Source organism: Reyranella aquatilis, from assembly GCF_020880995.1.
GTDB lineage: Bacteria > Pseudomonadota > Alphaproteobacteria > Reyranellales > Reyranellaceae > Reyranella > Reyranella aquatilis.
Window position 1 is genome coordinate 197,169 of the sequence record NZ_JAJISD010000010.1, and the last position, 25,818, is coordinate 222,986.

23 protein-coding genes are annotated in these 25,818 nt (G+C 67.2%); 19 read left to right on the forward strand and 4 right to left on the reverse strand.

Translation table 11 applies throughout. The features are described from left to right. Window positions 1-29: 29 nt before the first annotated feature. Window positions 30-1,751: an N-acyl-D-amino-acid deacylase family protein gene (locus LJ725_RS21885; protein WP_230553044.1), complete on the reverse strand. Its 1,722-nt coding sequence runs from the start codon at window positions 1,749-1,751 to the stop codon at window positions 30-32. A gap of 230 nt (window positions 1,752-1,981) precedes the next feature. On the opposite strand from LJ725_RS21885, the gene LJ725_RS21890 reads away from it, so the two are divergent. Further along, on the forward strand, window positions 1,982-3,040 hold the full coding sequence (locus tag LJ725_RS21890; RefSeq protein WP_230553045.1) for a type III polyketide synthase: 1,059 nt from the start codon (window positions 1,982-1,984) through the stop codon (window positions 3,038-3,040). 10 nt (window positions 3,041-3,050) lie between these two features. Then, on the forward strand, window positions 3,051-3,554 hold the full coding sequence (locus LJ725_RS21895; protein WP_230553046.1) for an isoprenylcysteine carboxyl methyltransferase family protein: 504 nt from the start codon (window positions 3,051-3,053) through the stop codon (window positions 3,552-3,554). On the opposite strand, the gene glsA is transcribed toward LJ725_RS21895, so the two are convergent. Genes glsA through LJ725_RS21910 form a run of 3 tightly spaced genes read right to left on the reverse strand, consistent with a single transcriptional unit; the run spans window position 3,548 to window position 9,295 of the window. After that, entirely contained in the window at window positions 3,548-5,383 is a 1,836-nt protein-coding gene (glsA, locus tag LJ725_RS21900) for a glutaminase A (RefSeq protein ID WP_230553047.1), read from the reverse strand. The two genes, LJ725_RS21895 and glsA, sit on opposite strands and share 7 nt — an antisense overlap. 4 nt (window positions 5,384-5,387) lie before the next feature. Continuing rightward, window positions 5,388-8,378 carry a GAF domain-containing hybrid sensor histidine kinase/response regulator gene (locus LJ725_RS21905; protein ID WP_230553048.1) on the reverse strand — a complete coding sequence of 997 codons (2,991 nt, stop codon included), beginning with the start codon at window positions 8,376-8,378 and terminating at the stop codon, window positions 5,388-5,390. A gap of 59 nt (window positions 8,379-8,437) precedes the next feature. Next, a complete protein-coding gene (locus tag LJ725_RS21910) occupies window positions 8,438-9,295 on the reverse strand; it encodes a branched-chain amino acid aminotransferase (protein ID WP_230553050.1) in 858 nt (285 codons plus the stop codon). 42 nt (window positions 9,296-9,337) lie between these two features. On the opposite strand from LJ725_RS21910, the gene LJ725_RS21915 reads away from it, so the two are divergent. From LJ725_RS21915 to LJ725_RS21995, 17 genes are all read left to right on the forward strand, one after another. After that, window positions 9,338-10,219, forward strand: coding sequence for a DMT family transporter (locus LJ725_RS21915; RefSeq protein ID WP_230553051.1), 882 nt, complete (start codon window positions 9,338-9,340; stop codon window positions 10,217-10,219). 125 nt (window positions 10,220-10,344) lie between these two features. Continuing rightward, window positions 10,345-10,653, forward strand: coding sequence for a hypothetical protein (locus tag LJ725_RS21920; RefSeq protein WP_230553052.1), 309 nt, complete (start codon window positions 10,345-10,347; stop codon window positions 10,651-10,653). Window positions 10,654-10,823: 170 nt separating this feature from the next. Continuing rightward, complete coding sequence (locus LJ725_RS21925; RefSeq protein WP_230553053.1) at window positions 10,824-12,335, forward strand: UxaA family hydrolase; 1,512 nt, start codon at window positions 10,824-10,826, stop codon at window positions 12,333-12,335. A gap of 213 nt (window positions 12,336-12,548) precedes the next feature. Then, window positions 12,549-12,755 carry a cold-shock protein gene (locus LJ725_RS21930; protein ID WP_230553054.1) on the forward strand — a complete coding sequence of 69 codons (207 nt, stop codon included), beginning with the start codon at window positions 12,549-12,551 and terminating at the stop codon, window positions 12,753-12,755. Window positions 12,756-12,757: 2 nt separating this feature from the next. Further along, window positions 12,758-13,216: a GNAT family N-acetyltransferase gene (locus tag LJ725_RS21935; RefSeq protein ID WP_230553055.1), complete on the forward strand. Its 459-nt coding sequence runs from the start codon at window positions 12,758-12,760 to the stop codon at window positions 13,214-13,216. A gap of 10 nt (window positions 13,217-13,226) precedes the next feature. Next, on the forward strand, window positions 13,227-14,621 hold the full coding sequence (locus LJ725_RS21940) for an amidase (protein WP_230553056.1): 1,395 nt from the start codon (window positions 13,227-13,229) through the stop codon (window positions 14,619-14,621). 121 nt (window positions 14,622-14,742) lie between these two features. Continuing rightward, complete coding sequence (locus tag LJ725_RS21945; RefSeq protein ID WP_230553057.1) at window positions 14,743-16,833, forward strand: adenylate/guanylate cyclase domain-containing protein; 2,091 nt, start codon at window positions 14,743-14,745, stop codon at window positions 16,831-16,833. 3 nt (window positions 16,834-16,836) lie between these two features. Continuing rightward, window positions 16,837-17,532, forward strand: coding sequence for a methyltransferase domain-containing protein (locus LJ725_RS21950; RefSeq protein WP_230553058.1), 696 nt, complete (start codon window positions 16,837-16,839; stop codon window positions 17,530-17,532). Continuing rightward, the gene (locus tag LJ725_RS21955) at window positions 17,529-19,202 is read left to right on the forward strand and encodes a transporter substrate-binding domain-containing protein (RefSeq protein WP_230553060.1); all 1,674 of its coding nucleotides are present in this window, start codon (window positions 17,529-17,531) and stop codon (window positions 19,200-19,202) included. Before LJ725_RS21950 ends, LJ725_RS21955 begins: the two co-directional genes overlap by 4 nt. Then, on the forward strand, window positions 19,199-19,822 hold the full coding sequence (locus tag LJ725_RS21960; RefSeq protein WP_230553062.1) for an ABC transporter permease: 624 nt from the start codon (window positions 19,199-19,201) through the stop codon (window positions 19,820-19,822). The genes LJ725_RS21955 and LJ725_RS21960 overlap by 4 nt, the downstream gene beginning before the upstream one ends. Window positions 19,823-19,859: 37 nt before the next feature. Then, a complete protein-coding gene (locus tag LJ725_RS21965) occupies window positions 19,860-20,843 on the forward strand; it encodes a tripartite tricarboxylate transporter substrate binding protein (RefSeq protein WP_230553064.1) in 984 nt (327 codons plus the stop codon). A 4-nt stretch (window positions 20,844-20,847) separates the two neighbouring features. Next, window positions 20,848-21,723, forward strand: coding sequence for an SDR family oxidoreductase (locus LJ725_RS21970; protein WP_230553066.1), 876 nt, complete (start codon window positions 20,848-20,850; stop codon window positions 21,721-21,723). A 36-nt stretch (window positions 21,724-21,759) separates the two neighbouring features. Continuing rightward, window positions 21,760-22,284 carry a superoxide dismutase family protein gene (locus tag LJ725_RS21975; protein ID WP_230553068.1) on the forward strand — a complete coding sequence of 175 codons (525 nt, stop codon included), beginning with the start codon at window positions 21,760-21,762 and terminating at the stop codon, window positions 22,282-22,284. Between the two features lie 60 nt (window positions 22,285-22,344). Further along, window positions 22,345-23,382, forward strand: coding sequence for a D-cysteine desulfhydrase family protein (locus LJ725_RS21980; protein ID WP_230553069.1), 1,038 nt, complete (start codon window positions 22,345-22,347; stop codon window positions 23,380-23,382). Window positions 23,383-23,405: 23 nt separating this feature from the next. Continuing rightward, a complete protein-coding gene (gene msrA / locus LJ725_RS21985) occupies window positions 23,406-24,104 on the forward strand; it encodes a peptide-methionine (S)-S-oxide reductase MsrA (RefSeq protein ID WP_408015766.1) in 699 nt (232 codons plus the stop codon). Window positions 24,105-24,344: 240 nt separating this feature from the next. Next, entirely contained in the window at window positions 24,345-25,325 is a 981-nt protein-coding gene (locus LJ725_RS21990; RefSeq protein WP_230553072.1) for a Bug family tripartite tricarboxylate transporter substrate binding protein, read from the forward strand. Between the two features lie 91 nt (window positions 25,326-25,416). Then, window positions 25,417-25,800: a DUF4345 domain-containing protein gene (locus tag LJ725_RS21995; protein ID WP_230553074.1), complete on the forward strand. Its 384-nt coding sequence runs from the start codon at window positions 25,417-25,419 to the stop codon at window positions 25,798-25,800. Window positions 25,801-25,818 lie beyond the last annotated feature (18 nt).

Sequence of the window (25,818 nt, forward strand, 5' to 3'; positions counted from 1 at the left end):
GGGGGAGAGGAGAATGAAAGCCACCACTCCTAACGAGCACCGCGCACCAGGCGTCCCGGGCGGGCACCGGTGAATTCGCCATCGCGATAGGTCACCTCACCGCCGACGATCGTGGCGCGGTAGCCCTCGGCCTTCTGTTCCAGGCGGCGGCCGCCGCCCGGCAGATTGTGGACCGGATGCGGCGCGGAGACTTTCAGCCGGTCGAGATCGATCACGTTGAGATCGGCCTTGTAGCCGACTTGCAGCCGGCCGCGATCGCCGAGGCAGACTGCGCGCGCCGGCACGTCGGTGAGCTGGTGGATCGCCCAGGGCAGCGGCCAGCGCTCGCCCTTGCGGTCGCGTGTCCAGTAGGTCAGCGCGTGCGTCGTATAGCTCGCGTCGCAAATCAGCCCATAATGCGCGCCGCCGTCGCCCAGCGCCATCACCGTATGCTCGTGGCGCAACATGCTCGCCATGTTGGCGTCGGAACAGTCGGTGTAGTTGGCGCCGGGATGGAACAGGATGGTGCGCCCGTCGCCGCTCACCAGCAGGTCGTAGGCGAGTTCGAGCGGCGTGATGCCGAGCGCCGCGGCGCGGGCATCGAGCCGCCGGTCGGCGGGCGGCGTGTAGTCGGGCGGATCGCCCAGTACGAACATGTTGGCGACGCTGCGCATGAAGGCCAGCATCTGCGGGTTGCGGTAGGAGGGCTGCTCCTGCAGCAGCTTCGCCTTCATCGCCGGATCGCGCAGCTTTGCGAGCTTGGCCTCGAGCGGCAGGCCTTCGACCTCACGATAGCTGGGGCAGGTCGAGAACGGATGGAAGGAAAGCTCGAGCCCGTAGAGGACGGCCACCGGACGCGCCGCGACCTGGCCGCGGATCGGCAGCCCGTCGCAATGGGCGCGCTCGATTTCCCGCAGCAGCGTCTGCCAGCGGCCCGGGTAGAGCGAGATGTCGAGCAGGGTGAAGGAGAGGGGCCGTCCCGAGAGTTCGACCAGTCGGCGCAGCATGGCGAACTCGGTGGCGCCCTCGGCCGTGGTATCCGCGAAATCGTCGAGGAGCTGGATCACGCCCTTGCCGGCCCGGCGCATGCCGCGCGCGATCGCGGCGAGCTCTTCCTCGCCCGCGGTGATGGTCGGCGTCAGGGCGCCGTCGGGCGTGCGATGGAACAGCGAGCGGGAGGTCGAGAAACCCAGCGCGCCGGCCTCCAACCCTTCCTGGACGAGTCTCGACATCTCGGCCATGTCCGCCGCGTTGGCCGGCTCCCGATCGACGCCGCGCTTACCCATCACGAAGACGCGCAGCGGGGCATGCGGCACTTGGGTCGCGAAGTCGATGTCGCACTGCCGCTTCGACAGGGCGTCGAGATAGTCGGGAAAGCTCTGCCAGTTCCACGGCACGCCCTCGCGCATGACCAGCTCGGGAATGTCCTCGACGCCTTCCATGACGTTCATCAGCGTGTCGCGGTCTTCGGGCCGGCAGGGTGCGAAGCCGACGCCGCAATTACCCATCAGCACCGTGGTCACGCCGTGCCCGGAGGACGGGGAGAAGCGATCGTCCCAGGTGACCTGGCCGTCATAGTGCGTGTGGATGTCGACGAACCCGGGTGTCACCGTGAGGCCGCGAGCGTCGATCTCCTCTCGGCCGCTGCCGTCGATGCGGCCCACGGCGGCGATCCTACCGTTTTCGATGGCCACGTCGGCGTCGCGCGGCTCGCTGCCTGTGCCGTCGATCACCGTGCCATTGCGCACGATCAAGTCATATGAGGCGGCCATGGCGCCCTCCCATGGGGGTTGCTTGGTTCCACTTTTGCCGCAGCATCGATTCGGCAGAGGGCGCAGGCAAGCCCGTCCCCGGGCGGAACCTTCGCTTTTCACCGCCGCAGGCATGATGTTTCTGCAGGGATTGCCCGGGCCGCTGAACGACGCCCGCGCGGCCCGGTGTCAGGAAAACGTGACTTTGAACCTTCTCGCAGCCGGGGTGTTATGCGGCGAAGGATCATCCATTGCCCCCTCCCGTCTCCCTGCTGTCCGTCGCCCACGCTCTGCCGCCGCACCGGCTGCTCCAGACGGAGGCCGCCGAAGCCGCGCGCGGGATCTTCGCGCACCGCTATGCTGCCTTCGAGCGGATGGCGCCGGTCTTCACCACCTCGGGCATCGAGGCGCGGCACACGGTGATGCCGCTCGACTGGTATCTCTCGACGCTGGGCTGGCCGGAGCGCAATGCGGCCTACCTCGCGGGCGCGCACGACCTGTTCGTCGAGGCCGCCACCCGGGCGCTCGCGGAAGCGGGATGTGCCGCGTCCGATGTCGACACGATCGTCACCATCTCGTCGACCGGTGTCGCCACGCCCAGCCTCGAAGCGCGCGCGGCGCGCCGCATGGGGTTCCGCCCCGACGTAGAGCGCGTGCCGGTGTTCGGCCTGGGCTGCGCGGGTGGCGTCTCGGGGCTGGCGCTCGCCGGACGCCTCGCGTCCGCGCGGCCGGGTTCGACCGTCCTGTTCGTGGCAATCGAGATCTGTACCGCGGCCTTTCGCATGGACCAGCTGACGCCGGCCAACATGGTCGCGACCGCCCTGTTCGGCGACGGCGCGGCGGCCTGCGTGGTGCGCGCCGGCGCGGACGAAGCCGGTCTCGCGCGGATCGAAGGCGCTGGCGAACATCTGTGGCCGGACACGCTCGACATCATGGGCTGGAAGGTCGACCCGACCGGGCTCGGCGTCGTGTTCGACCGCTCCATCCCGCCCTTCGCCGAGCAGCAGGTCGGGCCGGCGGTCGAGGGCATCCTGGCGCGTCTCGGAGTGGCGCGGGAATCGATCGACCGCTTTGCCTGCCATCCGGGCGGCGCCAAGGTGATCACGGCGCTGGAGACCACGTTGCGCCTCGCGCCCGGTACGCTCGATCACGAGCGGGAGGTGCTGCGCCAGTATGGCAACATGTCGGCTCCCACCGTGCTCTTCGTGCTGGAGCGGCTGCTGGCCGGCGGGCTCCCGAGGCGCACCGTGCTGACGGCGCTGGGGCCCGGCTTCACCTGCAGCTGCCTGTCGCTGGTCCGCGCGGCGTGAGCGCGCGGCGATGAGCTGGGCCGCCATCATCCTGGCGTTGGTCACGGCGCAGCGCCTGGGGGAACTGGTGCTGGCGCGCCGCAATACGAAGCGGCTGCTGGCCCGCGGCGGGCGCGAGGCGGGAGCGGCGCACTATCCGCTGATCGTGGCCATGCACGCGGCTTGGCTGCTGGGCCTTTGGTACTTCGCCGTTCTTCGGGCGCCCGCCGGGCAGGAGGTAAACCTCGTGTGGCTCGGCGTCTTCGTCGTCCTTCAGCTGGCCCGGGTCTGGGTGATCGCGTCGCTTGGCGGCCGTTGGACCACGCGCATCGTCGTCCTGCCGGGCGAGCCTCTGGTGAGGCGCGGGCCCTATCGCTTCGTCTCGCACCCGAACTACTGGGTGGTGGCCGGCGAAATCCTCGTCCTGCCTCTCGCCTTCGGCCTTACGGCCTTTGGGCTCGTCTTCACCGTCCTCAACGCGGCGATGATGTGGATCCGCATCCGGGCCGAGGCGGCGGCGCTGGCGCCTCAGTAGGACGCCAGGACCTCGATCTTGTTGTTGGCGACGATCAGGCGCTTGGCCAGCAGGCGGGCGAGGTTGGCCATGATCTTCTCGCCGGCGCGCGCATGGCTGGCGCGGAAGCGGGCGAAAGCGTCGAGCGCCAGGTCGAGGCAGACCACCTTCGTGTCGGCCCAGACGTCCGCCGATCGCGCGGTCTCGAGCAGGGCCATCTCGCCGACCGCCATGCCGGCGGACAGGGTGGCGAGGCGCACGCCGCTCTGCAGCCGGACGCTCACGATGCCGCTCATCACGAACATCAGCGACGAGGCCGTTTCACCGGCCGAGATCAGCCGTTCGCCGGTCCTGTATTCGCGCTGGACCAGCAGAGCCTTGAGTGCGCACAGCTCGTCGTCGTCCAATCCGCGCAGCAGTTCCTGCTCATGAAGATCGGTCGACGTGCCGAGTTCGAGATCGCCGGTCTCGCTGTGGATGATGCGGTCCTCGGCCCACTCGATGGCTTCGTCGAGCAGCCCGATGCTGCGCACGGCGGGCCGGTCGGTCAGCCATTCGGACAACGACTGCTCGATGGGTGTGCCGCGGGGAATGCCGCTGAACACCACCTCGACATGCGCTTGCGCGAGGTCGTCGAGGACGTCGGCGAGCAGTCGCAGCGATGCCTCGCTGACGGACGGCACGCGGCGGAAGTCGAGAATGAGATAGCGCAGGCCGGCGCGCAGGTTGCGGATGCGCCGCGAGACATACTCGATGTTGCCGAAGCTGAGCGCGCCGGTCAGTTCGAGGATCGCGCCATCGCCATGGTGCGCTTCCAGGATGGCCTGCTCGCGCGGCGGCCGGCTGCGCCGCGACGAGACGCTGCCGACGTCGTAGCTGGCGGCGATGCAGGTCCGCACGTCGCCGACCCGGTTCAGCATGTGCAGCCCGAAGTGCGTCGACAGGGCTTCGCAGGTCCGCAGGCCGCGGACGCTGTTGCCCTGGTCGTCGATCAGGGGTGAATAGGTGCCGAGGCCGAGCTGCGATGGCAGGGAGGCCACGATGCCGCCGCCGACGCCGCTCTTGGCCGGGATGCCGACGCGATAGACCCAGCGGCCGGCGGAGTCGTACATGCCCGAGCTGGTCATCACCGAAAGCGTCCGGGCCACGGCGTAGGAGGAAACCACCTGTTCGCCGGTCAGTGGATTGCGGCCCTTGTGCGCCAGCGTCGCCGCCATCACGGAGAGGTCCCGCGCCGAGACCCGCAGCGCGCATTGGCGAAAGTAGACGTCGAGCACCTTGTCGACGTCACCTTGGAGGACGCCGTGGTTGCGGAGCAGATATGCAATCGCGCGATTGCGGTCGCCGGTTTCGCGCTCGGACCGGAAGGTCGGCTCGTCGACCTCAAGGCGCCGTCCGGCAAAGCGGCTCAGCGCCTGCAGCAGCCAGTCGAAGGCGCCGTCCTGCTCGCGTTCGCAGATCAGCCCGGTACAGGCGATCGCGCCGGCATTGACCATCGGGTTGAAGGGCCGGTTGTCGGAGCCCAACCGGATCGAGTTGAAGGCATCGCCGCTCGGCTCGACGCCGACGATCGATTCGACGCGCTCGGCGCCGACCGTTTCCAGCGCGAGGGCAAAAACGAACGCCTTGGAGATCGACTGGATCGTGAATTCCACGGTGCTGTCGCCGATCTCGTAGACATAGCCGTCGACCGTCGTGACGGCGATGCCGAAGTGCGCCGGATCGGCGAGCGCGAGCTCGGGAATGTACGAGGCGACCTCGCCGCTCCGGTCCCTGGAGAACTCCGCATGGCAGCGTGCCAGGAACCGGGCGAGGGGAAGTTCGGCCACCGAATCGCGCTGCTCGTCCATAGTCTTAAGCCTCGATGATCTCTCGTACGCGCGTTGCCAGCGCATCCATGGTGAAAGGTTTGGTGATCACGCTCATGCCGGTATCGAGCGCCCCGAAGACCAGCGCGGCATTCTCCGCATAGCCGGTCATGAAGAGCACTTTCAGGTCGGGACGCAGCGCCCGAGCCGCGTCCGCCACCTGCCGTCCGTTCAGTCCGGGCAGCCCGACATCGGTAATCAGCAGGTCGATCCGCTGTGCCGACTGCACGATCTCGACGCCGCTGGGGCCGTCGACCGCCTCGATGGCGCGGTAGCCGAGATCGCCCAGCACCTCGACGACGAGATTACGCACGACCGGCTCGTCCTCGACGACCAGAACGGTCTCGCCGGTCTCGATCGTCGCATCCTCGGAGGTGCCGCTTTCGGTCTCCTCGGCGCCGGCCTCGCCCTCGAAGCGCGGCAGGCAGAGATGCACGGTCGTACCGCGTCCCAGCGCGCTGTCGATCCAGGCATAGCCGCCGGACTGGCGTGCGAATCCGTAGATCATCGAGAGGCCGAGGCCGGTACCCTGGCCCATCGGCTTGGTGGTGAAGAAGGGCTCGAAGGCCCGTGCGATCGTCTCGGCATCCATGCCCGTTCCGGTATCGGTCACGGAGATGGCGACATGATCGCCGGCCGGCCGGTCGGCATGCGCAGCCGCCTCGGCAGCGCCGGTGTGGCGGTTCTGCGTGCCGATCACCAGCCGTCCGCCCGACGGCATCGCGTCGCGTGCGTTGATCGCCAGATTGAGGATGGCCGATTCGAGCTGGTTGGCATCGCAGCGCGTGAGCCACAGCCCGTCGGCCAGTGCAAGGGTGAGTTCGACTCGTTCGCCCAAGGTCCGTCGCAGCAGCTCCTCCATCGAACCCACCAGTGGATTGACCTGTACCGGGCGCGGATCGAGTGGCTGGCGCCGGGAGAAGGCCAGCAGGCGATGGGTGAGGGCGGCGGCGCGATTGGCCGAGGCGATGGCACCGCTGATGAAGCGGTCGAGATCGCCCAGCCGACCTTGACCGACGCGGCGCTGCACCAAATCGAGACTGCCGGTGATGCCCTGCAGCAGATTGTTGAAGTCGTGGGCAATGCCGCCGGTGAGCTGGCCGATCGCCTCCATCTTCTGCGACTGTCGCAGGGCTTCCTCGGCCGCGCGCAGTTCCGCCGTACGCGCCTCGACCCGCGCCTCCAGCGTGGCATTCAGGGCGCGCAACGCCGCCTCGGCTTCGCCGCGTTCGATCACCTGGCGGGTGCGTTCGGCCACTTCCTCCATGAAGGCGACCTCGTCGGGACGCCAGTGACGGATCGGACGGTCATTGAGGTAGACGATGGTCCGCAGGCGCCCGGCGCGCAGGAACGGCACGACCAGGATGGCGCGTGTGTCCACGGCACGCGCGGTCGCGCGCGTTTCCTCTTCGTCGCTCAGCGGATCGTTCAGCAGATCGGCGATCACGACCGTCTCGCCTGCGCTGAGCCTGTTCACGATCTTGACGCCGAACGCGTGCGCGGGAACACGGCCGAGAAGCGGCTGGGCGCGGCCGTTCGTCCAGCACTCGGAGTAGTCGAACATGTCCTCGACCGGGTCGAGATGGCCGTAGCCCACGCGCGACACCCCGAAGAACCGGCCCATCAGGGCGCAGGCCTCGTTCAAAGCCGCATGGGTGTCGCTGCCGCGCAAGGCGTCGCTGAGTTCGAGCATGAAGGCGTGGCGCGCGTCGGCCAGCTTTGCGGCGCTGATGTCGATCGCGGTGCCGACCGCGCGGTAGCAGTTGCCTGCGGCGTCGAACAGGCCCTTGCCCTTGGCCGCGATCCAGCGGACGACGCCGTCGTCGTGCCCGATCGTGCGGTACTGCACGTCGTAGGTGGCCCGGACCGCCGGATCCAGCGCGGCTTGGAAGGCGCGGGTCGTGGCTTCGCGATCCTCGGGGTGAAGGCCTGCGTAGAAATCGTCCAGCGTGCAGACCGCGTCGGATGAGAAGCCGAACATCGCCTTGGTGCGCGGCGACCAGGTCAGCGTGTTGGTGACGAAATCGACGTCCCAGATACCGATCTCTGCAGCCTCGGTCGTGAGACGCAGCGACTCCTCGTTCAGGAGCGACTGCAACTCTGCAATCCGGCGCCCCGTGATGTCGTGGCCGCTGACGAAGATTCCGTATACGGCACCCGCCTCGTCGCGCATCGGTTCGTAGACGAAATCGATGTACCGGGTGCTGGCATCTGTCGCGAGCCGGACCTTCATCGCGTGGGCGACGTACCGTTCGCCGGTGCTGTAGACGCGGTCGAGCAGTTCGTAGAAGCCCTGGCCCTCGAGTTCGGGCAGCGCCTCGCGCACGCTGCGACCGATGAAGTCGCGCTGGCCGGCGATCGCGAGATAGGCGTCGTTCACATATTCATAGACATGGTCGGGGCCGGTCAGCACGGCGATGAAGCCCGGCGCCTTCTGGAACATGCGGCGCTGTCGCTCGATCTCCCGCATCAGCCGCTGCTCGTTCAGCACCTTCTGCGTGGTCTCGCTGCACACCACCAGCACGCCGCCCACCCCGTAGGGCGCGTCGGCGTCGTCGATCGGGCTGTAGCTGTAGGTCCAGTAGACGTCCTCGCGCCGCCCGTTGCGCGTGATCGGCACGAGGTGGTTCTCGTGCCAGGTGGCCCCGCGACCCGCCATGACCTGGTCGATCTGGGGTCCGATGATGGGCCAGATCTCCTCCCAGACCGTGCGTCCGGGCTGGCCGAGCGAGGACGGATGCCGTTCAGGGCCGATCGATTGACGGTAGGCATCGTTGTAGAAGCAGAGGAGATCGGGTCCCCAAAAGATGTAAATCGGGTGACCGCAATTCAGCATCAGGCGGATCGCCGTACGGAGCGATTGCGGCCAGCCGGCGGGATCGCCGAGCGGCGTCGCCTTCCAGTCATGAGCCAGCATGAGCGCACCCATCTCGCCGCCGCCGGCAAGGAAGCTGGAATCGCGCTGCTCGGAATTCATGGCCGGACAGTCATCGATTCGCGACCGTCCTGCAAGCGTGGCGCCCGGTCGGCGGCCCGTCAGATCACGCGCTGCGTGCGCGCGAAGGCCAGATAGAGTTCATGGGCGCGGGCGGCAATCGGACCGGGCTGCAGGTCGCGGCTTTCGTAGCGGCTGACCGGCTGGACCTTGCCGGCATTGCCGGTGGTGAAGATCTCGTCCGCATCGTCCAGTTCGGCCGGCGCGATGGTCCGCTCCTCGACCGTGATGCCGGCCGAGCGCAGCAGCCTGATGGTGCGCAGCCGCGTAATGCCTGCCAGGAAGCTGCCGTTCGGCACCGGGGTGGCGACGACGCCGTTGCGGGCGAGGAAGATGTTGGAGCTGCAAGTCTCCGCCACGTTGCCCAGCGGATCGAGCACGACGCCGTTGTTGAAGCCGCGCTTCATCATCTCCGCGACGCCGCGCGAGGAGTTGGGATAGAGGCAGCTCGCCTTGGCGTCGGTCGGCGCCGTCTCGGGCGCGGGCCGGCGGATCGAGCGGCAGAGGCCGAGGGTCAGCGGCGTGCCGGCGCGCATCGGCGAGACATAGGTGCAGAGCAGGAACTGCGCGGAGTCGGGATCGACCGAGATCGGACCGGCGCCGCCCTTGCCGGCCCAGAACATCGGCCGGACATAGAGCTCGGCCTTGGGGCCGAAGCGGCGCACGCTCTCGTGCATCAGCTTGAGGATCTCCCCGGGGGTCAGGCTCGGGTTCAGTCCGATGGCCCGTGCCGACCGCACGACGCGTTCCGCATGGAGGTCGAGGTCGGGGCCGCAGCCCTCGAAGGCGCGCCCGCCGTCGAATACCATGGAGCCCAGCCAGAAGGCATGGTCGCGCGGGCCCAGGATCGCCGGGTTGCCTTCGTGCCAGGTGCCGTTCCAGTAGGTGAGCGTGTCCATTTATTCCTCGTCCATTCTCGAAGCCGGCGGACATAGCAGACGATGAGCGGCACGGCCAATCTGGCCCCGATGCTGTTGGCATTGGGTGCGGCATTCTGCTTCGCCCTGGCGTTGATCCTGACGCAGTTCGGGTTGCGCACCATGCCGTCCTGGCGCTCGCCCCTGTATTCGATCGGCGGGGCGCTGGTCGTGGCGTGGATGGCCGCGCTCGTGTTCGTCGACTGGCGGACCTTCGATCTGGACGCGGCGCTGATCTTTGCAGGGGTCGGTTGCATTTTCCCTGTCGTGGTGTCGATCCTCTCCGTGCGTTCGAACGAGCGACTGGGGCCGGCGGTCGCCGGCGCGGTCGGCAACGTGACGCCGATCTTTGCCGTGCTCGGCGCGGTGCTGTTCCTCGGCGAGCATCTCGGCCTTCTGCAACTGGTCGGCCTGGCCATGGTGGTCGGAGGCGTGGCGCTGCTGGCGCTGCGCGGCGGCACCGGCGGCCGTCACTGGTCGGTCTGGGTGTTGGGCCTGCCGCTTGCGGCCGCACTGGTGCGTGGGGCGATCCAGCCCGCAATCAAGACGGGACTGGCCTTGTGGCCCGAGCCACTGGCCGCCGCCGCGATCGGCTACGCGCTATCGAGCGTGGTGATCGTCAGCCTGGTCGGCCGACGCGCCTTGCGGGAGGGCCCCGCGATGCGCAGCGGCGTGCTGTGGTTCCTGGGCGTGGGCTTCGCGAATGGCAGTGCCACCTTTCTGCTGTATGCCGCGCTGGGATTGGGCTCGATCACGATCGTGGCGCCGCTGGTCGCGCTCTTTCCGCTGATGGGCGTGGTGATGAGCTTCTTCTTTTTGCGCGGCGAGCAGCTGCATGTGCTCGGCTTGACGGGAATCCTCATGAGCGTGGCCGGGGTGATCATACTGCTGATGGCTGCAACCTGAGCCGTGACGGAAAAGCGGCCGAATCGGCGCGCGAATTCCCCAGGTGTGATGGCCACTCCCGAGGGCCTGCGTGCGTATCTATCGATACGGGGCGGCACATCGGCCGCCCGGAACGGAGGCAGACAATGATGAAGCGTATCGCTCTCACCGCGCTCGCCGCCGCCGCCACTTTCACGACGGCGGCGTTTGCACCCGCGGTCGTCGCACCAGCAGCCGCGCAGTCGCTCGGCATCTATTTCGGCGCGCCGCCGCAGCCGCGCTACTACGCACCGCCAGTCCAGCGCGTTTGGGCGCCGGGGTACTGGACATGGCATCACGGCCGGCAGGTCTGGGTCGACGGCCACTGGGTGACCCGCACCGTGGCATCGGCTCCGGGCTGGGGCCCGGGTTGGAGTCCTGGCTGGACACCGGGCTGGGGCTGGGGCCGCGACTAGCCCGCACATCGGTGTGACGCGAATGGACGGGGCGCTTCGGCGCCCCGTTTTTCGTTCGTCGCGGCCGTGCGCGATGGCAGGAAGCTGTTGCTGCCGGCTGACGCCGTACTAAGGTCGGCGGGAAACGTCGCCCCGGAACAAAGCGGGCGACGACCCAGGAGGAACGCACGATGACGGCCCCGCTCACAATCCGCCTGCATCCCGCCGACAACGTCGTCGTGGCGCGCATGGACGTCCTGCCCGGCACGAAGGTCGAGGGCGATGTCGCGGCCGCGACGCGCGTGCCCCCGGGCCACAAGATTCTAACGCGGGCGGTGAAGAAGGGCGAACCGCTGCGCAAGTACAACCAGATCATCGGCTTCGCGACGGAAGACCTCGCGCCCGGCGCCCACATTCACACGCACAATTGCGCGATGGGCGACTTCGAGCGCGACTATGCGTTCTGCGCCGACGCCCATCCCACCGACTTCATCGTGCCGCCCGCCACCTTCCAGGGTTATCGCCGGGCCGATGGCCGCGCCGCGACGCGCAACTATCTGGGCATCGTCACAACGGTGAATTGCTCGGCGGCGACCAGCCGCATGATCGCGTCTCGTCTTGAGCCATTGCTCGGTGACTTCCCCAACATCGACGGCGTCGTGCCGCTCACTCACGGCGGCGGTTGCGGGATGGCCGCGTCCGGCCTGGAGATGGATGTGCTGCGTCGCACACTCGCGGGCTATACCCGCCATCCCAACATGGCGGCGGTCGTGGTGCTGGGGCTGGGCTGCGAAACCAACCAGATTTCCGGCCTGATGAATGCGGAAGGCCTCAGGGAAGGTCCGAAGCTCATTCCGATGGCGATCCAGGACGAAGGCGGGGTCTCGAAGACCGTGATGCGCGCCGTTGGATTCCTGAAGGAACTCCTGCCCGAAGCGAACGACGTGAAGCGGGAACCGATTCCGGCGAGCGAACTCATCCTCGCCCTGCAATGCGGCGGCTCGGACGGCTATTCCGGTATCTCCGCCAATCCCGCGCTGGGCGTGGCGGTGGATCTGCTGGTGCGCAACGGCGGCGCTGCCGTCTTGTCGGAGACGCCAGAAATATATGGTGCCGAGCATCTCCTGACGCGGCGCGCCGTGACGAAGGAAGTGGGCGAGAAGATCGTCGAGCGCATTCGCTGGTGGGAGGATCATTGTGCTCGCACCGGCGGTGAAATGAACAACAACCCGTCGCCCGGCAACAAGGCGGGTGGCCTCACGACGATTCTCGAGAAGTCGTTGGGTGCGGTCGCCAAAGGCGGCACGACGAATCTCGTGGACGTCTACAAGTATGCGGAGCCGATCACGGCCAAGGGCTTCGTCTACATGGATTCGCCCGGCTACGATCCGGTCTCGGCGACGGGGCAGGTCGCCGGCGGCGCCAATGTTCTGTGCTTTACGACCGGCCGCGGCAGCGTGTTCGGCTGCAAGCCGACGCCATCGCTCAAGCTTGCGACGAATACCTCACTTTATCGGCGCATGACGGACGACATGGACATCAACTGCGGGACGATCGTCGATGGCGAGGAGACGATCCAGGAGAGCGGTCGCCGCATCTTCGACCTTATTCTTGCCACGGCCTCGGGCCAGAAAACCAAATCGGAAGTTTTGGGAATCGGGGACGACGAGTTCGAGCCGTGGAAGATTGGCGCAACAATGTGAGGAACGGCACGCAGCCATTTTGACCCGGCGGCGTTACGTCTCTCATATGCGATCCACGACTTGCGAACTTGGCCATGCTTTGGCAGCCCAGCCCACAGCGGCCACGGACTTTCCCCCGAGCTTCTACCCAAATTCCCGGTTGTCGAAGGCGGGAGCAGCGAGCGCTCCGCCAGCGCGCATTTGTTTGCTCGTCAAACTGCCCAGGAGAGAGAAATGGCTACAGGCACGGTCAAGTGGTTCAATGCCACGAAGGGATTCGGGTTCATTCAGCCGAGCGACGGCGGCAAGGACGTGTTCGTCCATATCAGCGCGGTCGAGCGGTCCGGCTTGAATGGACTGAACGAAGGCCAGAAGATCGGCTATGAAATCGCGACCGAGCGCGGCCGCTCGGCCGCCGTCAATCTCAAGGCTGCCGACTGATCATGCGAGTGGTTCCCCTCGTCGAACGTCCCGATCTGGCCGAACAGGTTTCGGTTTGGGGCTTCGGCGAGTGGGGACATCTCAACCCCGGCCAGACGCTCGATCGGCGCCGCGCCAAAATCCAGGGCAAGATGAACGTCGATCGCGTCCCGATCGCCTTCGTCGCCCTCGGCGACGATGACGGCATCGTCGGCACGGCCTCGCTGATATTCGACGATCTCGATGGCGATCCGCGCAACCCCTGGCTCGCCAGCGTCTATGTTCCGGTGGAGCATCGCAAGAAGGGCATAGCCTCGGCGCTGGTTCGAACCGTGGAGGATGCGGCGCGGCGCATCGGCTACGACCGTCTCTACCTTTTCACGAGCACTGCCCCCTCGCTCTACGAAGGGCTGGGCTGGAAGGCGCTTGAGCAGCGCGACTATCGCGGCGAGATTATCCAGGTCATGGAAAAGTCGCTGTGAGGAAGCCCGCATGCCATCCGACCTGCACTATCTGTCGCTCGACGAGGTCGCGCGCCGCCTGAAGGCGCGCAAGCTGTCGTCCGCCGAACTCACGGGGGCGATGCTGGACCGAATTCGCGAGATCGATCCTGGGCTCAAGAGCTACGCGACCGTGACCGCCGACCGCGCGTTGGCCGACGCCGGGCGGCTCGATGCCGAAACGGCGGCTGGGCGCTCGCGCGGTCCGCTGCACGGGGTACCCGTCGCAGTGAAGGACCTTTGCAACACCGAGGGCGTCGCGACCGCCGCCGGCATGGCGATCCATCGCGCCAACGTTCCGTCCGCGGACGCGACCGTTGTGACGCGCCTCAAAGAGGCGGGGGCCGTGATCCTCGGCAAGCTGCAGATGACCGAGGGCGCTTACGGTGCGCATCACCCCGCCATCCCCGCGCCGCTCAACCCCTGGAACGCCGCCTATTGGACGGGATCCTCCTCGTCGGGCTCGGGGGCGGCCACGGCGGCCGGACTCTGCTTCGCGTCCCTGGGGTCCGATACCGGCGGCTCGATCCGCTTCCCCTCGACCATGAACGGGCTGTCGGGCCTCAAGCCGACCTGGGGCCGCGTCAGTCGTGCCGGCGTCTTTCCGCTCGCCGAGTCGCTGGATCATGTCGGGCCGATGACCCGCAGTGCGCTCGACGCGGCGATCGTGCTGGGCGTTATCGCGGGCGCCGATCCCGCGGATCCGACGGCCGTCGGCCTGCCGGTGCCGGACTATGCGGCCGGCATCGATGCGGGCGTGCGCGGCAAGCGCATCGGTCTCGCCACCAACATGCATGGACTCGATGCGGACGCGCAGCGGGCGCTCGAAGATGCGGTCGCCGCCTTCAGAACAGCGGGTGCTTCCATCGTCGACGTGAAGCTGCCGGCGAACTTCGACCAGGGGTCTCGCGACTGGGTGCCGTTGTGCGCCGTCGAGGCCGCCGTGGCCCACGAGGGAACATATCCGTCGCGCGCAAGCGAATACGGGCCCGTGCTATCGGGCCTGCTCGACCAGGGTCTGCGTCTCTCCGCGACGGACCTCGCGAAGATGCAGCTGCGCCGCGCCGCGCTGACCGGCGACCTCAACAAATTGCTGGCGTCGGTCGACCTGCTGCTGATGCCGGTCATGGGCCGGGCGGTCTGGTCGACCGAGGCCCTGCAGGCCGCGGGACGGGATCCCGAGACGGTCGCGTCCCGGCTCCGCTATACCGCGCCGTTCGACCTCAGCGGTCATCCCACTCTCACCTTGCCCGGCGGAATGACGGCGGACGGCGTGCCCGTCGGGTTCCAGATCGTCGCCAGGGCCTTCGAAGAAGAGTCCATTCTCGCGGCGGGACACGCCTATCAGCAGCGGACCGACTGGCATCTGAAGCGCCCGCCGCTCTAGAACCGGCGTCCGCAGGCGTCAGGGGAGAGCGTGGACGCTGAATCGTCACTCATTTATAGTGACGCGACCGCCCTCCAGGACGTTTCCCGCCGCGCAAATGCCAAGCCTCTTCGCGAAAAACATGCGGCTGCGTCCAAGCATCCTCACGATGTTTGTGCTGCTGACGGTGCCGGTCTTCTTCGCGATCGTCGCCGTCAACTTCGTGTCGAACGAGAAGATCGCGCGCGACAATGCCGACGAACTGGTCCGCCGCTTCAGCGTCGATGCGATGGAGAACATCCAGTACCTGTTCGATCCGATCAAATCCCTGGTTCGCAGCGCCGCTGCGGTGGGCGGCGAGGAGCCCGATTTCTACGAAAGCAACCGGTCGCTGAAGTATCTGTTCAGCATCCTGCAGCACAGCGACCGAATCATCAGCGTGTATGTCGGCCTGACCGACGGCGTTTTCCGGCAGGCCCGTCAGATCGACCCCACAGTCGAGATCCAGGGCAAGCTGCCGCCCGTCGGCACCGTCTATGCCGACCGCTGGATCACGCCGCAGCGCGGCTCGTCGCCGATCGACCACTACCTGTTCCTCGACAAGGACCAGAAGGAACTGGGCAGTTCGGAGCAGACGACGTCCTACGACCCGCGTTCGCGCCTCTGGTATCGAACCGCGCAGCAGACCGGCGAACTGTCGGTGAGCGACGTCGATGTCTTTGCGACCCTGGGTCTCGTGGGATTCACCGTGGGCGCGCCGTTCTACGTGGATGGCGCGTTGCGCGGTGTCGCCGCGGCCGACATCACGCTCGACGGGCTCTCCACCTATCTCGCCGAGCGCAAGATCAGCCCGGGAACCCTGTCCTACATTCTCGACCATCAGGGGCGGGTCATCGCAAATTCCGAGCGGCTGAAGACCTACGCCACCCAGAACGGCCGGGTCGAACTGCAGCACATCGCCTCGATCGGACACGAACTGCCGGCCATCGCCTTCGGCAACCGGCCGCGCGAAACCGACAGGATGTTTTCCTTCAAGCACGCCGGTCAGGACTATGTTGCGAGCCTGACGACGATGCCGGCGGCGTTCGGCAAGAAGTGGCAGCTTTTCGTCATCACGCCGCTGTCCGACTTCACCAGCGCCTTCGACGAGCAGAACAGGCGGCTGGCCCTGTTCGGGGTGATCGCCATCCTGCTGCAGGTCTGCATCATCTACTTCCTGTCGAGCGTCATCTCCTCGCCGCTGGAGAAACTGGCGCTCAAGGTGACGAAGATCCAGGATCTCGGGAGCGACAATCTTCCGCCGCTGCAGTCGCCGATCCGGGAGGTCGCCGTCCTGTCCAAGGCGATCGAGACGCTCGACGCGGCTGTGAAGTCTTTCGCCGCGTTCGTACCCGTTGGCCTCGTGCGCGAGCTCCTCGATTCCGACCAGAAGCTGGAGCTGGGCGGCCACAGCCGCTTCCTCACGATCTTCTTCTCCGACCTCGAGGCCTTCTCGACCCTGTCGGAGGAGGTGCCGTCGCAGGAGCTGCTGCTGCGGGTCTCGGCCTATCTTTCTGTCGTGACGCGCGCGGTGAACGAGGAACACGGCACGATCGACAAGTTCATCGGCGACGGGGTCATGGCCTTCTGGGGCGCGCCGGCGCTGCTCGACGACCATGCGCGGAAAGCCTGCTTCGCCGCGCTGCGCATCCGCGAGGGCATGAAAGCGCTGAACGCGGGGTGGGAAGCCCAGGGGACCAAGCCGCTGAAGATACGCGTCGGCATCCACAGCGATGCCGTGCTCGTCGGCAACATCGGCTCCAAGGAACGCATGAGCTACACCGTCATGGGCGACGGCGTGAACATCGCGGCGCGCCTCGAGGGCGTGAACAAGGAATACGGCACGCGGATCTGCATCAGCCACGCCGTGTTCAAGGAAGCCGGCGAGAAACTGTGCGTTCGGCCGATCGACGACGTCACGGTGAAGGGCCGCCGCTCCAGGATCCCGATCTACGAACTGGTCGGCGCCTATGGAATGGGTCCGGAGTTCGAGCCGGACGAGGCGACGCTGCGGCTCTGCCAACTCACCCGCACGGCCTATTCGGCGATGGTCGCGGAGGACTTCGCGCTCGCCCTGACGCTCTATCAGGCGATCGCTGCGGAGTATCCCGACGATCCGGTCGTGTACGAGATGGTGAAGCGCCTCTCCGCCGTCGATCCGGCGCGCTTGGTGCCGTTGCAGATGTCGCGCTGATCGATGCTGCGCGTCCGTAAGCCTTCTCCGGCCGTCACGGCGCTGCGGCCGAGCGAGTACACGGCGGCGCTGGTCCAGGCGATCCGCTCCGAGCCGTCGCGGGTTCGTGGCGCCCGGGTGCTGGAGATCGGGTGCGGCAGCGGCGTCGTGCTGGCCGTGCTGGGCGATCTCGGCGCGGTCTCTCTCTGCGGCGTCGACATCGAGGCGGACGCGATTGCGACGGGCCGGTCGCTGCTCTGCGAACTCGGCCACCAGGCCGAGATCCACCAGGGCGATATGTGGCAGCCGGTCGCCGGCCGGCGCTTCGACCTCGTCGTCGCAAATCTCCCGCACTTTCCGATGGATCATTTCGAGGTGGCCGGGCGGCTCTCGACGTGGAGTTCCGGCGGCATCGACGGCCGCGAGCTGCTCGATCCGTTCCTCGAGGAGCTGGCGGAACACATCACCGCCGGCGGACGCGCCCTGATCACCCACAACGCATTCGTGGACGTCGAGCGGTCGCGCCGCATCCTTCGCCGGCACGCGCTCGCGATGCATATCGTGAGGACCGTGCTGGTCCATGTCGCCAAGGAGAAGATCGATCTGATGACGCCCTCGATCCTCGCGGCGGAAGAGGGACGATCGATCCATCGCTACGGTCCGCATGTCTTCGCGGACATGCACATCGTCGAGATCGCCGCGGCCGGAGCCCACGGATGATTTTCCTGCGGCGCATCGTGATCTCTGCCCTGGCGTCGCTCCTGGCCCTCGCCACCCTGCCGTCGCACGCCGAAACGCCCGATGCGGCGCTGGTGAAGCTGCTCGACGAGGCGAAGGCGGCCGCCGCCGTACCGGGGGCGTGCGCGCAGCCCGGCCTCGACCGGCTGGTCCGCATCTTCTGCGAGGGCAAGATCCGCGTTGGCGTCCGCGAATACTATCCCCTGTTCGGCACGCGCGAGGGCTGCGTCCGCTCGGGATACGACGTCGATGTCGCCCGTCGGCTGGCAAAGCATCTCGGTGTCGAGCCGGTCTTCACGCGCGTCAACGCCGCGACGCGCATCCCGCTGCTCGCCGACGACAAGATCGACCTCACCATCGCCACCATGGGCCACAACGCCCAGCGCGACGGCCAGGTGCGGTTCATCCGACCGCACTATTTCCAGTCCGAGACGATCATCGTCGGACCGAAGGGTCTCACGATCAGGGACTGGCCCGACGTTGCCAGCCGCACCATCTGCGTCACCGTCGGCAACGGCTCAAACGCCCAGATCGTCTCGCACAATGCCCGCCTGATGCTGTTCGACGAGGCGGGCGTACTGCCGGACAAGCTGCGCGACGAGACCTGCACCCTGGCCGCCCAGGACGACAGCTTCTTCGACTACTATTTCACCGATCCCGCCTTCGCCGGCAGCTACGACCGGAAGTTCGGCTTCGCGCAGCTCCCCTGGGGCATGGCGGTGGCTCTGGCCGGCAGCGACAAACTCGCCCGGGCGCTCGATCTCACCAGCCAGATCTTCCATCGCGACGGGGTCTTCCTCGACATCGCGAAGGAGAACCGCATCGGCCTCGGCTTTCTCGAGCGCCAGCGCGCAGTGTGGAACCGGCCGGAGTGCAACACAGCCACGGGCGCCGAAAACCCGGCCTGCGTGCTGCCGCCGCTCAGCGCCGTTCTGGAGCCGACGCCGATCGCGGCGCAGGTGGCGGCCTTCGAAGGCTGGATCGAGAAGCATACGGGCATCGCCCTGCAGCTGCCGATGTTCAAGACCATGCCGGCCTGGTTGCTGTTCAAGGCGGGTATCGTCAATTCACTGATCCTCGTGGCCGGCGCGCTTGTGGCGACACTGCTGTTCTCGCTCGTACTGGGCGCGATGCAGAGCTCGCGTTCGTTCCTGCTGCGCTGGCCGGCACGAGCGCTTACCGTCGTGCTGCAATCCTCGCCGGTCGTGCTGACCCTCGTCATCTCCGCGGCCGTGGCCCTGGCGCTGTTTCCCTATTCGTCGGCCGTCGCCATCGGCGCGGCGATTGTGGCGCTGGGCCTGATGAACGGAGCCAATGCGGGCCAGGCGATCGCCGAGGCGATGCACACGCTTCGGACCGAACGCGGCGGGCCCGCGGTACCGACCGCGGACCTGTACGGCCGCGCGGTCAGCCGCTCGGCGACCCAGATCGTGTCGTTCCTGATCAACGCCGCCAAGGGCACGCCGATCGCCAGCTTCATCGGGGCGCCGGAACTGCTGAGCGCACTCACCGACATCACCTCCTTCGCGAGTGGCCGGGCGAGTACCTATTCGCTGTTGCTCGTCTTCTATGTCTGCGTGGTCATCGTCGTCGTCTGGCTGTGCGGCAAGCTGCGGATATGGCTGGAGCGCCGGCAGGTGGTGTCGGCATGAGCCGGATATCGCCCGATTTCGTGCCGCAGCTCCTCGCCGGCATGGTGGTGAACTTCGAGATCGCCGCCATTGCGTTGCTGGTCGGCCTCGCTGTCGGCGGGCTGCTCACCTGGATGAAGCTGGCGGGCGGCGCGTCGGGCGCGTTCGCCACGGCGGTCATCGGACTGATGCGGGCCGCGCCCACCTTCGTCGTCATGTTCTTCCTGCTGAACATCATCCCGTCGGACGCGACCCTGTTCGGCGTCAACGTGGCGCCGTCCGGCATCATGACCGTCGCGCTGTCGTTGGTGCCCTATGCCGCCGCCTATGTCGCCGACAATGGCGGCGAGGCACTGCGCCAGTTGCGCGACGGCTCGCCGCTCGGCGCCCTGCTGTTCCTGCCCAACGTCACGCGTGCCTTCTTCGTGCTGGTCATGTCGTCGAGCGCCGGGGCGGCCATCGGCGTGCCGGAGGGGATTGCCGTCATCCTGCGCGAAGCGGAGCTCATGCCGACGCTGGGCGACAAGATGGTCCTGTTCGCCATCGGCATCCTGTGCTTCGGCATCACCCTTCAGGCCGGCTTTGCGCTGATGCGCCTGCTGCAGCGCTATCTGGGACGCCTCGCGTTGCGGGCCCGCTAGGGTGTAGGCTCCGCCGCAAGACTTGCGGAGGAAACGAATGAAGCTTTCACGTCGGCGCACTCTGGGCGCAGCGGCCGCTCTGGCTCTCGCTCCGGCCCTCGTGCCTGCCCACGCGCGGGCTCAGGCCTATCCGTCCAAGCCGATCCGCCTGATCGTTCCCTATTCGGCCGGTGGCGGCGCCGACACCACCGCGCGGCTGATTGCGCCCAGGCTGCAGGAGGCGCTCGGCCAGACGATCGTCATCGAAAACAAGCCCGGCGCCGGTGGCATGATCGGCGACGAGATCGTGGCCAAAGCCGCTCCCGACGGCCACACGCTGCTGATCGGCGCTTTTGCCCATGCGGTGAACCCGTCGCTGTTTCCAAAGATGCCGTTCCGTACGCCGGAGGACTTCGCGCCCGTCTCGCTGCTGGTCACGGTGCCGGAACTGATGGTGATCACACCGTCTCATCCGGCGAAGACCGTTGCCGAGCTGGTGGCGCTGGCGAAGGCGCAGCCGGGCAAGCTCTCCTATGCGTCGTCGGGCAACGGCAGCGCGCAGCATCTCGCGGCCGAACTCTTCAAGATGCGAACCGGCACCGACATCCAGCACGTACCCTACAAGGGCGGCGCGCTGGCGGTGGCCGACGTCGCGGCCGGGCATGTTCCCTTCTATTTCGGGAACATGAGCGCGGCCCTGCCGCAGGCGCGCGGCGGCCGGGTGCGTCCGCTCGCGGTCACGAGCGCGGCGCGGTCGCCGGCGGCGCCGGACGTCCCCACGCTGACCGAAGCCGGGGTGCCCGATTGCGAGATTTCCGAATGGAACGCGCTGATCGCGCCTGCCGGCACACCGCCTGCCGTGATCGTGCGCCTGCACGCGGAGGTCGCCAAGATCATGCGCACCGAGGAGATGAAGGCGAAGTTCGCCGATCTCGGGGCCGACGCGATCGGCTCGACTCCCGACGAGCTTGCCGCCTTCCTGCGCTCGGAAATGAAGAAGTGGGCCGAGGTCGTGAAGGCCGCCAACATCAAGGTCGAGTAGGTCGGTGAGCGCGAGCGTGCATTACGAATCGGTGTTCCGGCCCGGCCTGTTCGCCGGCAGGACCATCATCGTCACCGGCGGCGGCAGCGGCCTCGGCCGCTGTACCGCCCATGAACTGAAATCACTGGGTGCGCGGATCGCGCTGCTGGGGCGGACGCGGGAAAAGCTCGAGCGGGTGAAGGAGGAGCTGGGCGATCCCGATACCTTCATCCAATCCGCGGACCTGCGCCGTGAGGACGAGGTCAAGGCGGCGATCGCGGGCGTCATGGACTGGAGCGGCGGCCGGATCGACGGCCTGGTGAACAATGCCGGCGGCCAGTTCCCCGCCCAGCTCAAGGACATCTCGCTGAACGGCTGGAATGCGGTGGTCGCCAACAACATGACCGCGACCTTCCTCGTCTCCAAGGCGGTCTATCTGGCCTCGATGGAGGCGCAGGGCGGCGCCATCGTGAATGTCGGCGCCGATTTCGAGATGGGCAATCCCGGCATGGGACACAACGGCGCCGCCCGAGCCGGCCAGACCAACTTCACGTATACGGCTTCGATCGAATGGGCGCATGCCGGCGTACGCGTGAACTCGGTGCTGCCGGGCTTCATCGCCTCCTCGGGGCTCGACCGCTATCCGGAGCGGGCGCACGAGGCACTGCGTTCGGTGAGAGATCGGATTCCCGCCAAGCGGCACGGCACCGAGTCGGAAATCGCGGCCGCCATCGTCTACCTCCTCAGCGACGCCGCGGCCTATGTCACCGGCATCGCGCTGCGTGTCGATGGCGGATTGCACAACGCCGGCAAATCGAACTTCTATCAGGTGCCCGAGCACGGCAAATCGAAGCCTTTCAATGGCTTTCCGCTCTACCGGCCGCCGAAGGTCCTGGAGTAGGGTAGCGCCGGTCGACCATCCCTGAAGGAGAGAACGATGCGAATCGCCCCGATGATGTGCACTCTCATTGCTGCGGCCGGCGTGGCCGTCTCGTTTTCGGCACAGGCCCAGAGCCCGACGGCGAAGGCCGCCCTCAAGGATGCCTCGGGCAAGGATGTCGGCACGGTGCAGCTCGTCCAGACGCCGCACGGCGTGTTGCTCAGGATGTCGCTGAAGGGAGTGGCGCCGGGTGAGCACGCTTTCCACATCCATGCGGTCGGCAAGTGCGAGGCCCCGTTCACCAGCGCCGGCGGTCATTTCAATCCCGCCTCCAAGAAGCACGGCATGGAAGCCACTGAAGGCGCGCATGCCGGCGACATGCCGAACCTGTTCATCCCGGCCAACGGCGAACTCAGGATCGACGTCGCCAATCACATGATCACGCTGGCCAAGGGGCAGCCCAATTCGGTGTTCGACGCCGACGGCTCGGCGATCATCATTCATGCCGGGCCCGACGACTACAAGACCGACCCCACCGGCAATGCCGGCGACCGCATCGTCTGCGGCGTCATCACGGAGTGACTTGAAGACTTCGTCCGCGGTGGCGGGCGAGGGCGCGTATACCTAGCTGGAGCTGATTGAATGGACCTGTCTCGTTTTCCGCGTCGCATCTACACCAACGCGCCCACGCCCATCGAACATCTGCCGCACTTCACCAAGGCCCTCGCCGCCAGTTGCCCCGGCGGCGTCGGCCCGGAAGTCTGGATCAAGCGCGACGACATGCTGGGTCTGTTCCCCGGCGGCAACAAGACCCGCAAGCTCGAGTTCCTGGCCGGCGATGCGATCGCCCAAGGCTGCGACACGCTCGTCACCTGCGGCGCGCCGCAGTCGAACCATTGCCGCATCACCCTCTCGGCCGCGGTCAAGGAAGGGCTGAAGTGCCGCTTCGTGATCGAGGAGCGTGTGCCCGGCTCCTACAAGAAGGAAGCCGGCGGCAACAACTTCATGTTCGAGCTGATGGGCGTCGAGGCGATCACCGTCGTTCCGGGCGGCACCAACATGGGCGAGGCGATGTCGCGGGTGGCGCAGGAAGTGGCCTCGCTCGGGCGCAAGGCGTATGTGATTCCCGGCGGCGGCTCCAACGCCATCGGCGGCCTGGGCTACGTCGCCTGCGTGCAGGAGATGCAGGTCCAGTGGCTCGACATGGGCTTCTCGCCGGATGCCGTGATCGTGGGCTCGGGCAGCTCGGGCACGCATGGCGGCATGGTCGCGGGTTTCCTCGGCAACAACATCAAGGTGCCGCTGATCGGCGTGGGCGTGAGCCGCGATCCCGCCGACCAGGAGCCTCTGGTGCTGAAGGAAGCTCAGGCCGTCGTCGACCTGCTGGGCCTCGACATCAAGGTGCCGGCGTCGGCGGTGAAGAGCTTCGGCGGCTACTGGCAGCCGAAATACTCGGTGCCCAACAAGAAGATGATCGAGGCGGTGCAGATGCTCGCGCGCACCGAGGGCATCCTGCTCGACCCGGTCTATACCGGAAAGATCATGGCCGGCCTGATCGGCCTCGCGCGCCAGGGTCACTTCAAGCCCAATGCCAAGGTGCTGTTCATCCATACCGGTGGTCTGCCCTCGCTGCACGTCTACGAGGACGTCGTGCTGGGCCGCACCGAGGTGCCGGACTGACCATCGAAGGACAGGAGTGAGTGATGACCAGAAACCTGTTGTCCCTCCTTCTGGTCCCGCTCGCCGCGCTCTTCATGGGTGCGGCGGCGAATGCCGAATCGGTGGTCGTCCTTCCGCCGCCCGCCGTCGATCGGCCCGTGGCCCCGGCGGGCGCGAGCGAGACCGCAGTGCTGGCGGGCGGCTGCTTCTGGGGCGTCCAGGCGGTCTTCCAGCACGTGAAGGGCGTGAGCCGGGCCGTCTCCGGCTACGCTGGCGGCACGAAGGACAGCGCCACCTATCCGTTGGTGAGTTCCGGGCGGACCGGGCATGCCGAAGTCGTCGAGGTGACGTTCGATCCCTCCGTCGTGAGCTACGGTACGATCCTGCAGATCTATTTCTCGGTGGCGCACGATCCGACGCAGCTCGACCGGCAGGGACCCGATGTAGGCCCGCAATACCGGTCGGCGATCTTCGTCGCCGATGCCGCGCAGCGCCGCGTTGCCGAGGCCTATATCTCGCAGCTCGACAAGGCCGCCGTCTTCCCGAAGCGCATCGTCACCCGGATCGACGACCTGTCGGCCTTCTATCCCGCCGAGGCCTATCACCAGGACTACGCGACCCTGCATCCCAGCCAGCCCTACATCTACATCCACGACCGGCCCAAGGTGGAGAACCTGAAGCGCCTGTTCGCCGCGCAGTCGCGGGCCACGCCGGTTCTGGTGAACCCTTCGGCCGCCAAGTAGGCGATCCACGCAACCCTTCTCGCGCAGCCACGCAGACGCAGAAGGTTCGTTCTCCGGCGCGCATCAAATCGACAAACCCGTTTCATTGACCCTGAAGCACGGCGTCGCCAGTTTTGGCGTCATGATCGATCCTTCCTCATCCCGCCGATCCTGTCGTCGCTGACGCACGACACAAGCTGATCCCGAAACAATCCATCGAACCAAACGCCCCGCTGCCACGCGGCGGCGAACGGAGAAGTCATGTTCAAGCGACGTACCCTGATCGCCGGCCTCGCCGGTGCCACCCTCGCAGCTCCCTTCGTCGCACGCGCGCAGGAGGTCTATCCCAACCGGCCGGTGAAGATCATCGTGCCCTGGCCGCCGGGTGGCGGCGTCGATCTGTTCGCCCGCGTGATCCAGGCGCCGCTCGGGGCGCAACTCGGGCAGACCGTCATCGTGGAGAACATCGGCGGCAGCTCCGGCCGCGTCGGCACCCTTGCCGCCTCGCGCGCCCAGCCCGACGGCTACACGTTCGCCCTGGTCAACGACACCTTCGCGGCGACCGAAGCGCTCCCCATTCCGGGCTCGCCGGCCCTCTATCCGTCCTTCTCGACGGTGTCGCTCGCGATCTCGGGTCCGCAGGGCCTGTTCACCCATCCGCGCTCCGGGCTCGCCACGGCGCAGGCCTTCGCGGCGGCAGCGAAGGCAAATCCCGGCAAGCTCAACATCGGCGTGCCCGGCCTCGGCAGCAGCCAGCACCTGACCAGCGAGCTGCTGCTGCGTGCCGCCGGCGACCTGCGCGTGACGCACGTACCCTATCGGGGCGGCGGGCCCGCCCTGCAGGATCTCATCGCCGGCAACATCGACGGCATCGTCGTGACGTTCGCCGCCGGCGCCCAGCAGGCGCGCGCCGGGCAACTCGTGGCGCTGGCCGTGACGGGCGCCAGGCGGTTTCCGACCTTCCCGGACGTGCCGACAGCCGGGGAAACCATCGCGCCGGGCTTCGTGCAGGCAACGTGGCAGGGACTGCTGGCGCCGAAAGGAACGCCCGCCGCCGCGCAGGCGCGCGTCCATGCCGCCCTCGAGACTGTGCTGAAGGACAAGGCGATTACCGATCGCCTTGCCGAGTTGGGCTTCGATCCTGTGGGCCTCGACGGCCAGGAGTTCGCGAAGCTCTTCGACAGCACGGTCGACACATTTGCGGGCATCGCCCGGGAACGGAACATCGCCGCGGGCGATTGATCCATCGCGCACGGACCTCAGGCCGATGTTCGGTCGGGCCGGTTCCTGCGCATCAGGCGGAACCGGCTGCGGCCGGGAAAGGCAGGGTCCGATGGCGGGCACATACACGGTCGGCAGACGTGCCGCGCAGGTAAGCTTTGCCGTTGCTGGTATCGTCCCGGTGGTTGCGGGTTCGTGGGGCGTCCTGCAGCCGTTTCTTGGACCGGTAGGAGCGGCCGTGAATCACGGACGCTATCTGTCGGGTTTGCTGCTCGGCATCGGTCTTCTGTTCTGGGCCGCAATACCCCGGATTGAGCGGGAGACCACACGGATTCGCCTACTGACCACGGTGGTGGTGGTCGGCGGACTCTGCCGATTGTTGGGTGTCGTCCTGGGCGATCCGCTGTCGCCCTCGGTCGCTGGTGCGCTCGCAATGGAACTCGTCGTGACGCCGCTTCTCTGCCTCGGGCAATCGCGTCTGCGGCCCCGCGACTGAGGACGCGCAACCCCGGGG

What these genes read in the sequence shown, in the direction of transcription:
- LJ725_RS21980 (WP_230553069.1), top strand. Translation starts at nt 22,345, where the DNA reads ATGGACCTGTCTCGTTTTCCGCGTCGCATCTACACCAACGCGCCCACG.
- LJ725_RS21975 (WP_230553068.1), top strand. Translation starts at nt 21,760, where the DNA reads ATGCGAATCGCCCCGATGATGTGCACTCTCATTGCTGCGGCCGGCGTG.
- LJ725_RS21955 (WP_230553060.1), top strand. Translation starts at nt 17,529, where the DNA reads ATGATTTTCCTGCGGCGCATCGTGATCTCTGCCCTGGCGTCGCTCCTG.
- msrA (WP_408015766.1), top strand. Translation starts at nt 23,406, where the DNA reads ATGACCAGAAACCTGTTGTCCCTCCTTCTGGTCCCGCTCGCCGCGCTC.
- LJ725_RS21920 (WP_230553052.1), top strand. Translation starts at nt 10,345, where the DNA reads ATGATGAAGCGTATCGCTCTCACCGCGCTCGCCGCCGCCGCCACTTTC.
- LJ725_RS21930 (WP_230553054.1), top strand. Translation starts at nt 12,549, where the DNA reads ATGGCTACAGGCACGGTCAAGTGGTTCAATGCCACGAAGGGATTCGGG.
- LJ725_RS21995 (WP_230553074.1), top strand. Translation starts at nt 25,417, where the DNA reads ATGGCGGGCACATACACGGTCGGCAGACGTGCCGCGCAGGTAAGCTTT.
- LJ725_RS21905 (WP_230553048.1), bottom strand. Translation starts at nt 8,378, where the DNA reads ATGAATTCCGAGCAGCGCGATTCCAGCTTCCTTGCCGGCGGCGGCGAG.
- LJ725_RS21990 (WP_230553072.1), top strand. Translation starts at nt 24,345, where the DNA reads ATGTTCAAGCGACGTACCCTGATCGCCGGCCTCGCCGGTGCCACCCTC.
- LJ725_RS21915 (WP_230553051.1), top strand. Translation starts at nt 9,338, where the DNA reads ATGAGCGGCACGGCCAATCTGGCCCCGATGCTGTTGGCATTGGGTGCG.
- LJ725_RS21940 (WP_230553056.1), top strand. Translation starts at nt 13,227, where the DNA reads ATGCCATCCGACCTGCACTATCTGTCGCTCGACGAGGTCGCGCGCCGC.
- LJ725_RS21935 (WP_230553055.1), top strand. Translation starts at nt 12,758, where the DNA reads ATGCGAGTGGTTCCCCTCGTCGAACGTCCCGATCTGGCCGAACAGGTT.
- LJ725_RS21965 (WP_230553064.1), top strand. Translation starts at nt 19,860, where the DNA reads ATGAAGCTTTCACGTCGGCGCACTCTGGGCGCAGCGGCCGCTCTGGCT.
- glsA (WP_230553047.1), bottom strand. Translation starts at nt 5,383, where the DNA reads ATGGACGAGCAGCGCGATTCGGTGGCCGAACTTCCCCTCGCCCGGTTC.
- LJ725_RS21895 (WP_230553046.1), top strand. Translation starts at nt 3,051, where the DNA reads ATGAGCTGGGCCGCCATCATCCTGGCGTTGGTCACGGCGCAGCGCCTG.
- LJ725_RS21885 (WP_230553044.1), bottom strand. Translation starts at nt 1,751, where the DNA reads ATGGCCGCCTCATATGACTTGATCGTGCGCAATGGCACGGTGATCGAC.
- LJ725_RS21945 (WP_230553057.1), top strand. Translation starts at nt 14,743, where the DNA reads ATGCGGCTGCGTCCAAGCATCCTCACGATGTTTGTGCTGCTGACGGTG.
- LJ725_RS21950 (WP_230553058.1), top strand. Translation starts at nt 16,837, where the DNA reads ATGCTGCGCGTCCGTAAGCCTTCTCCGGCCGTCACGGCGCTGCGGCCG.
- LJ725_RS21910 (WP_230553050.1), bottom strand. Translation starts at nt 9,295, where the DNA reads ATGGACACGCTCACCTACTGGAACGGCACCTGGCACGAAGGCAACCCG.
- LJ725_RS21960 (WP_230553062.1), top strand. Translation starts at nt 19,199, where the DNA reads ATGAGCCGGATATCGCCCGATTTCGTGCCGCAGCTCCTCGCCGGCATG.
- LJ725_RS21925 (WP_230553053.1), top strand. Translation starts at nt 10,824, where the DNA reads ATGACGGCCCCGCTCACAATCCGCCTGCATCCCGCCGACAACGTCGTC.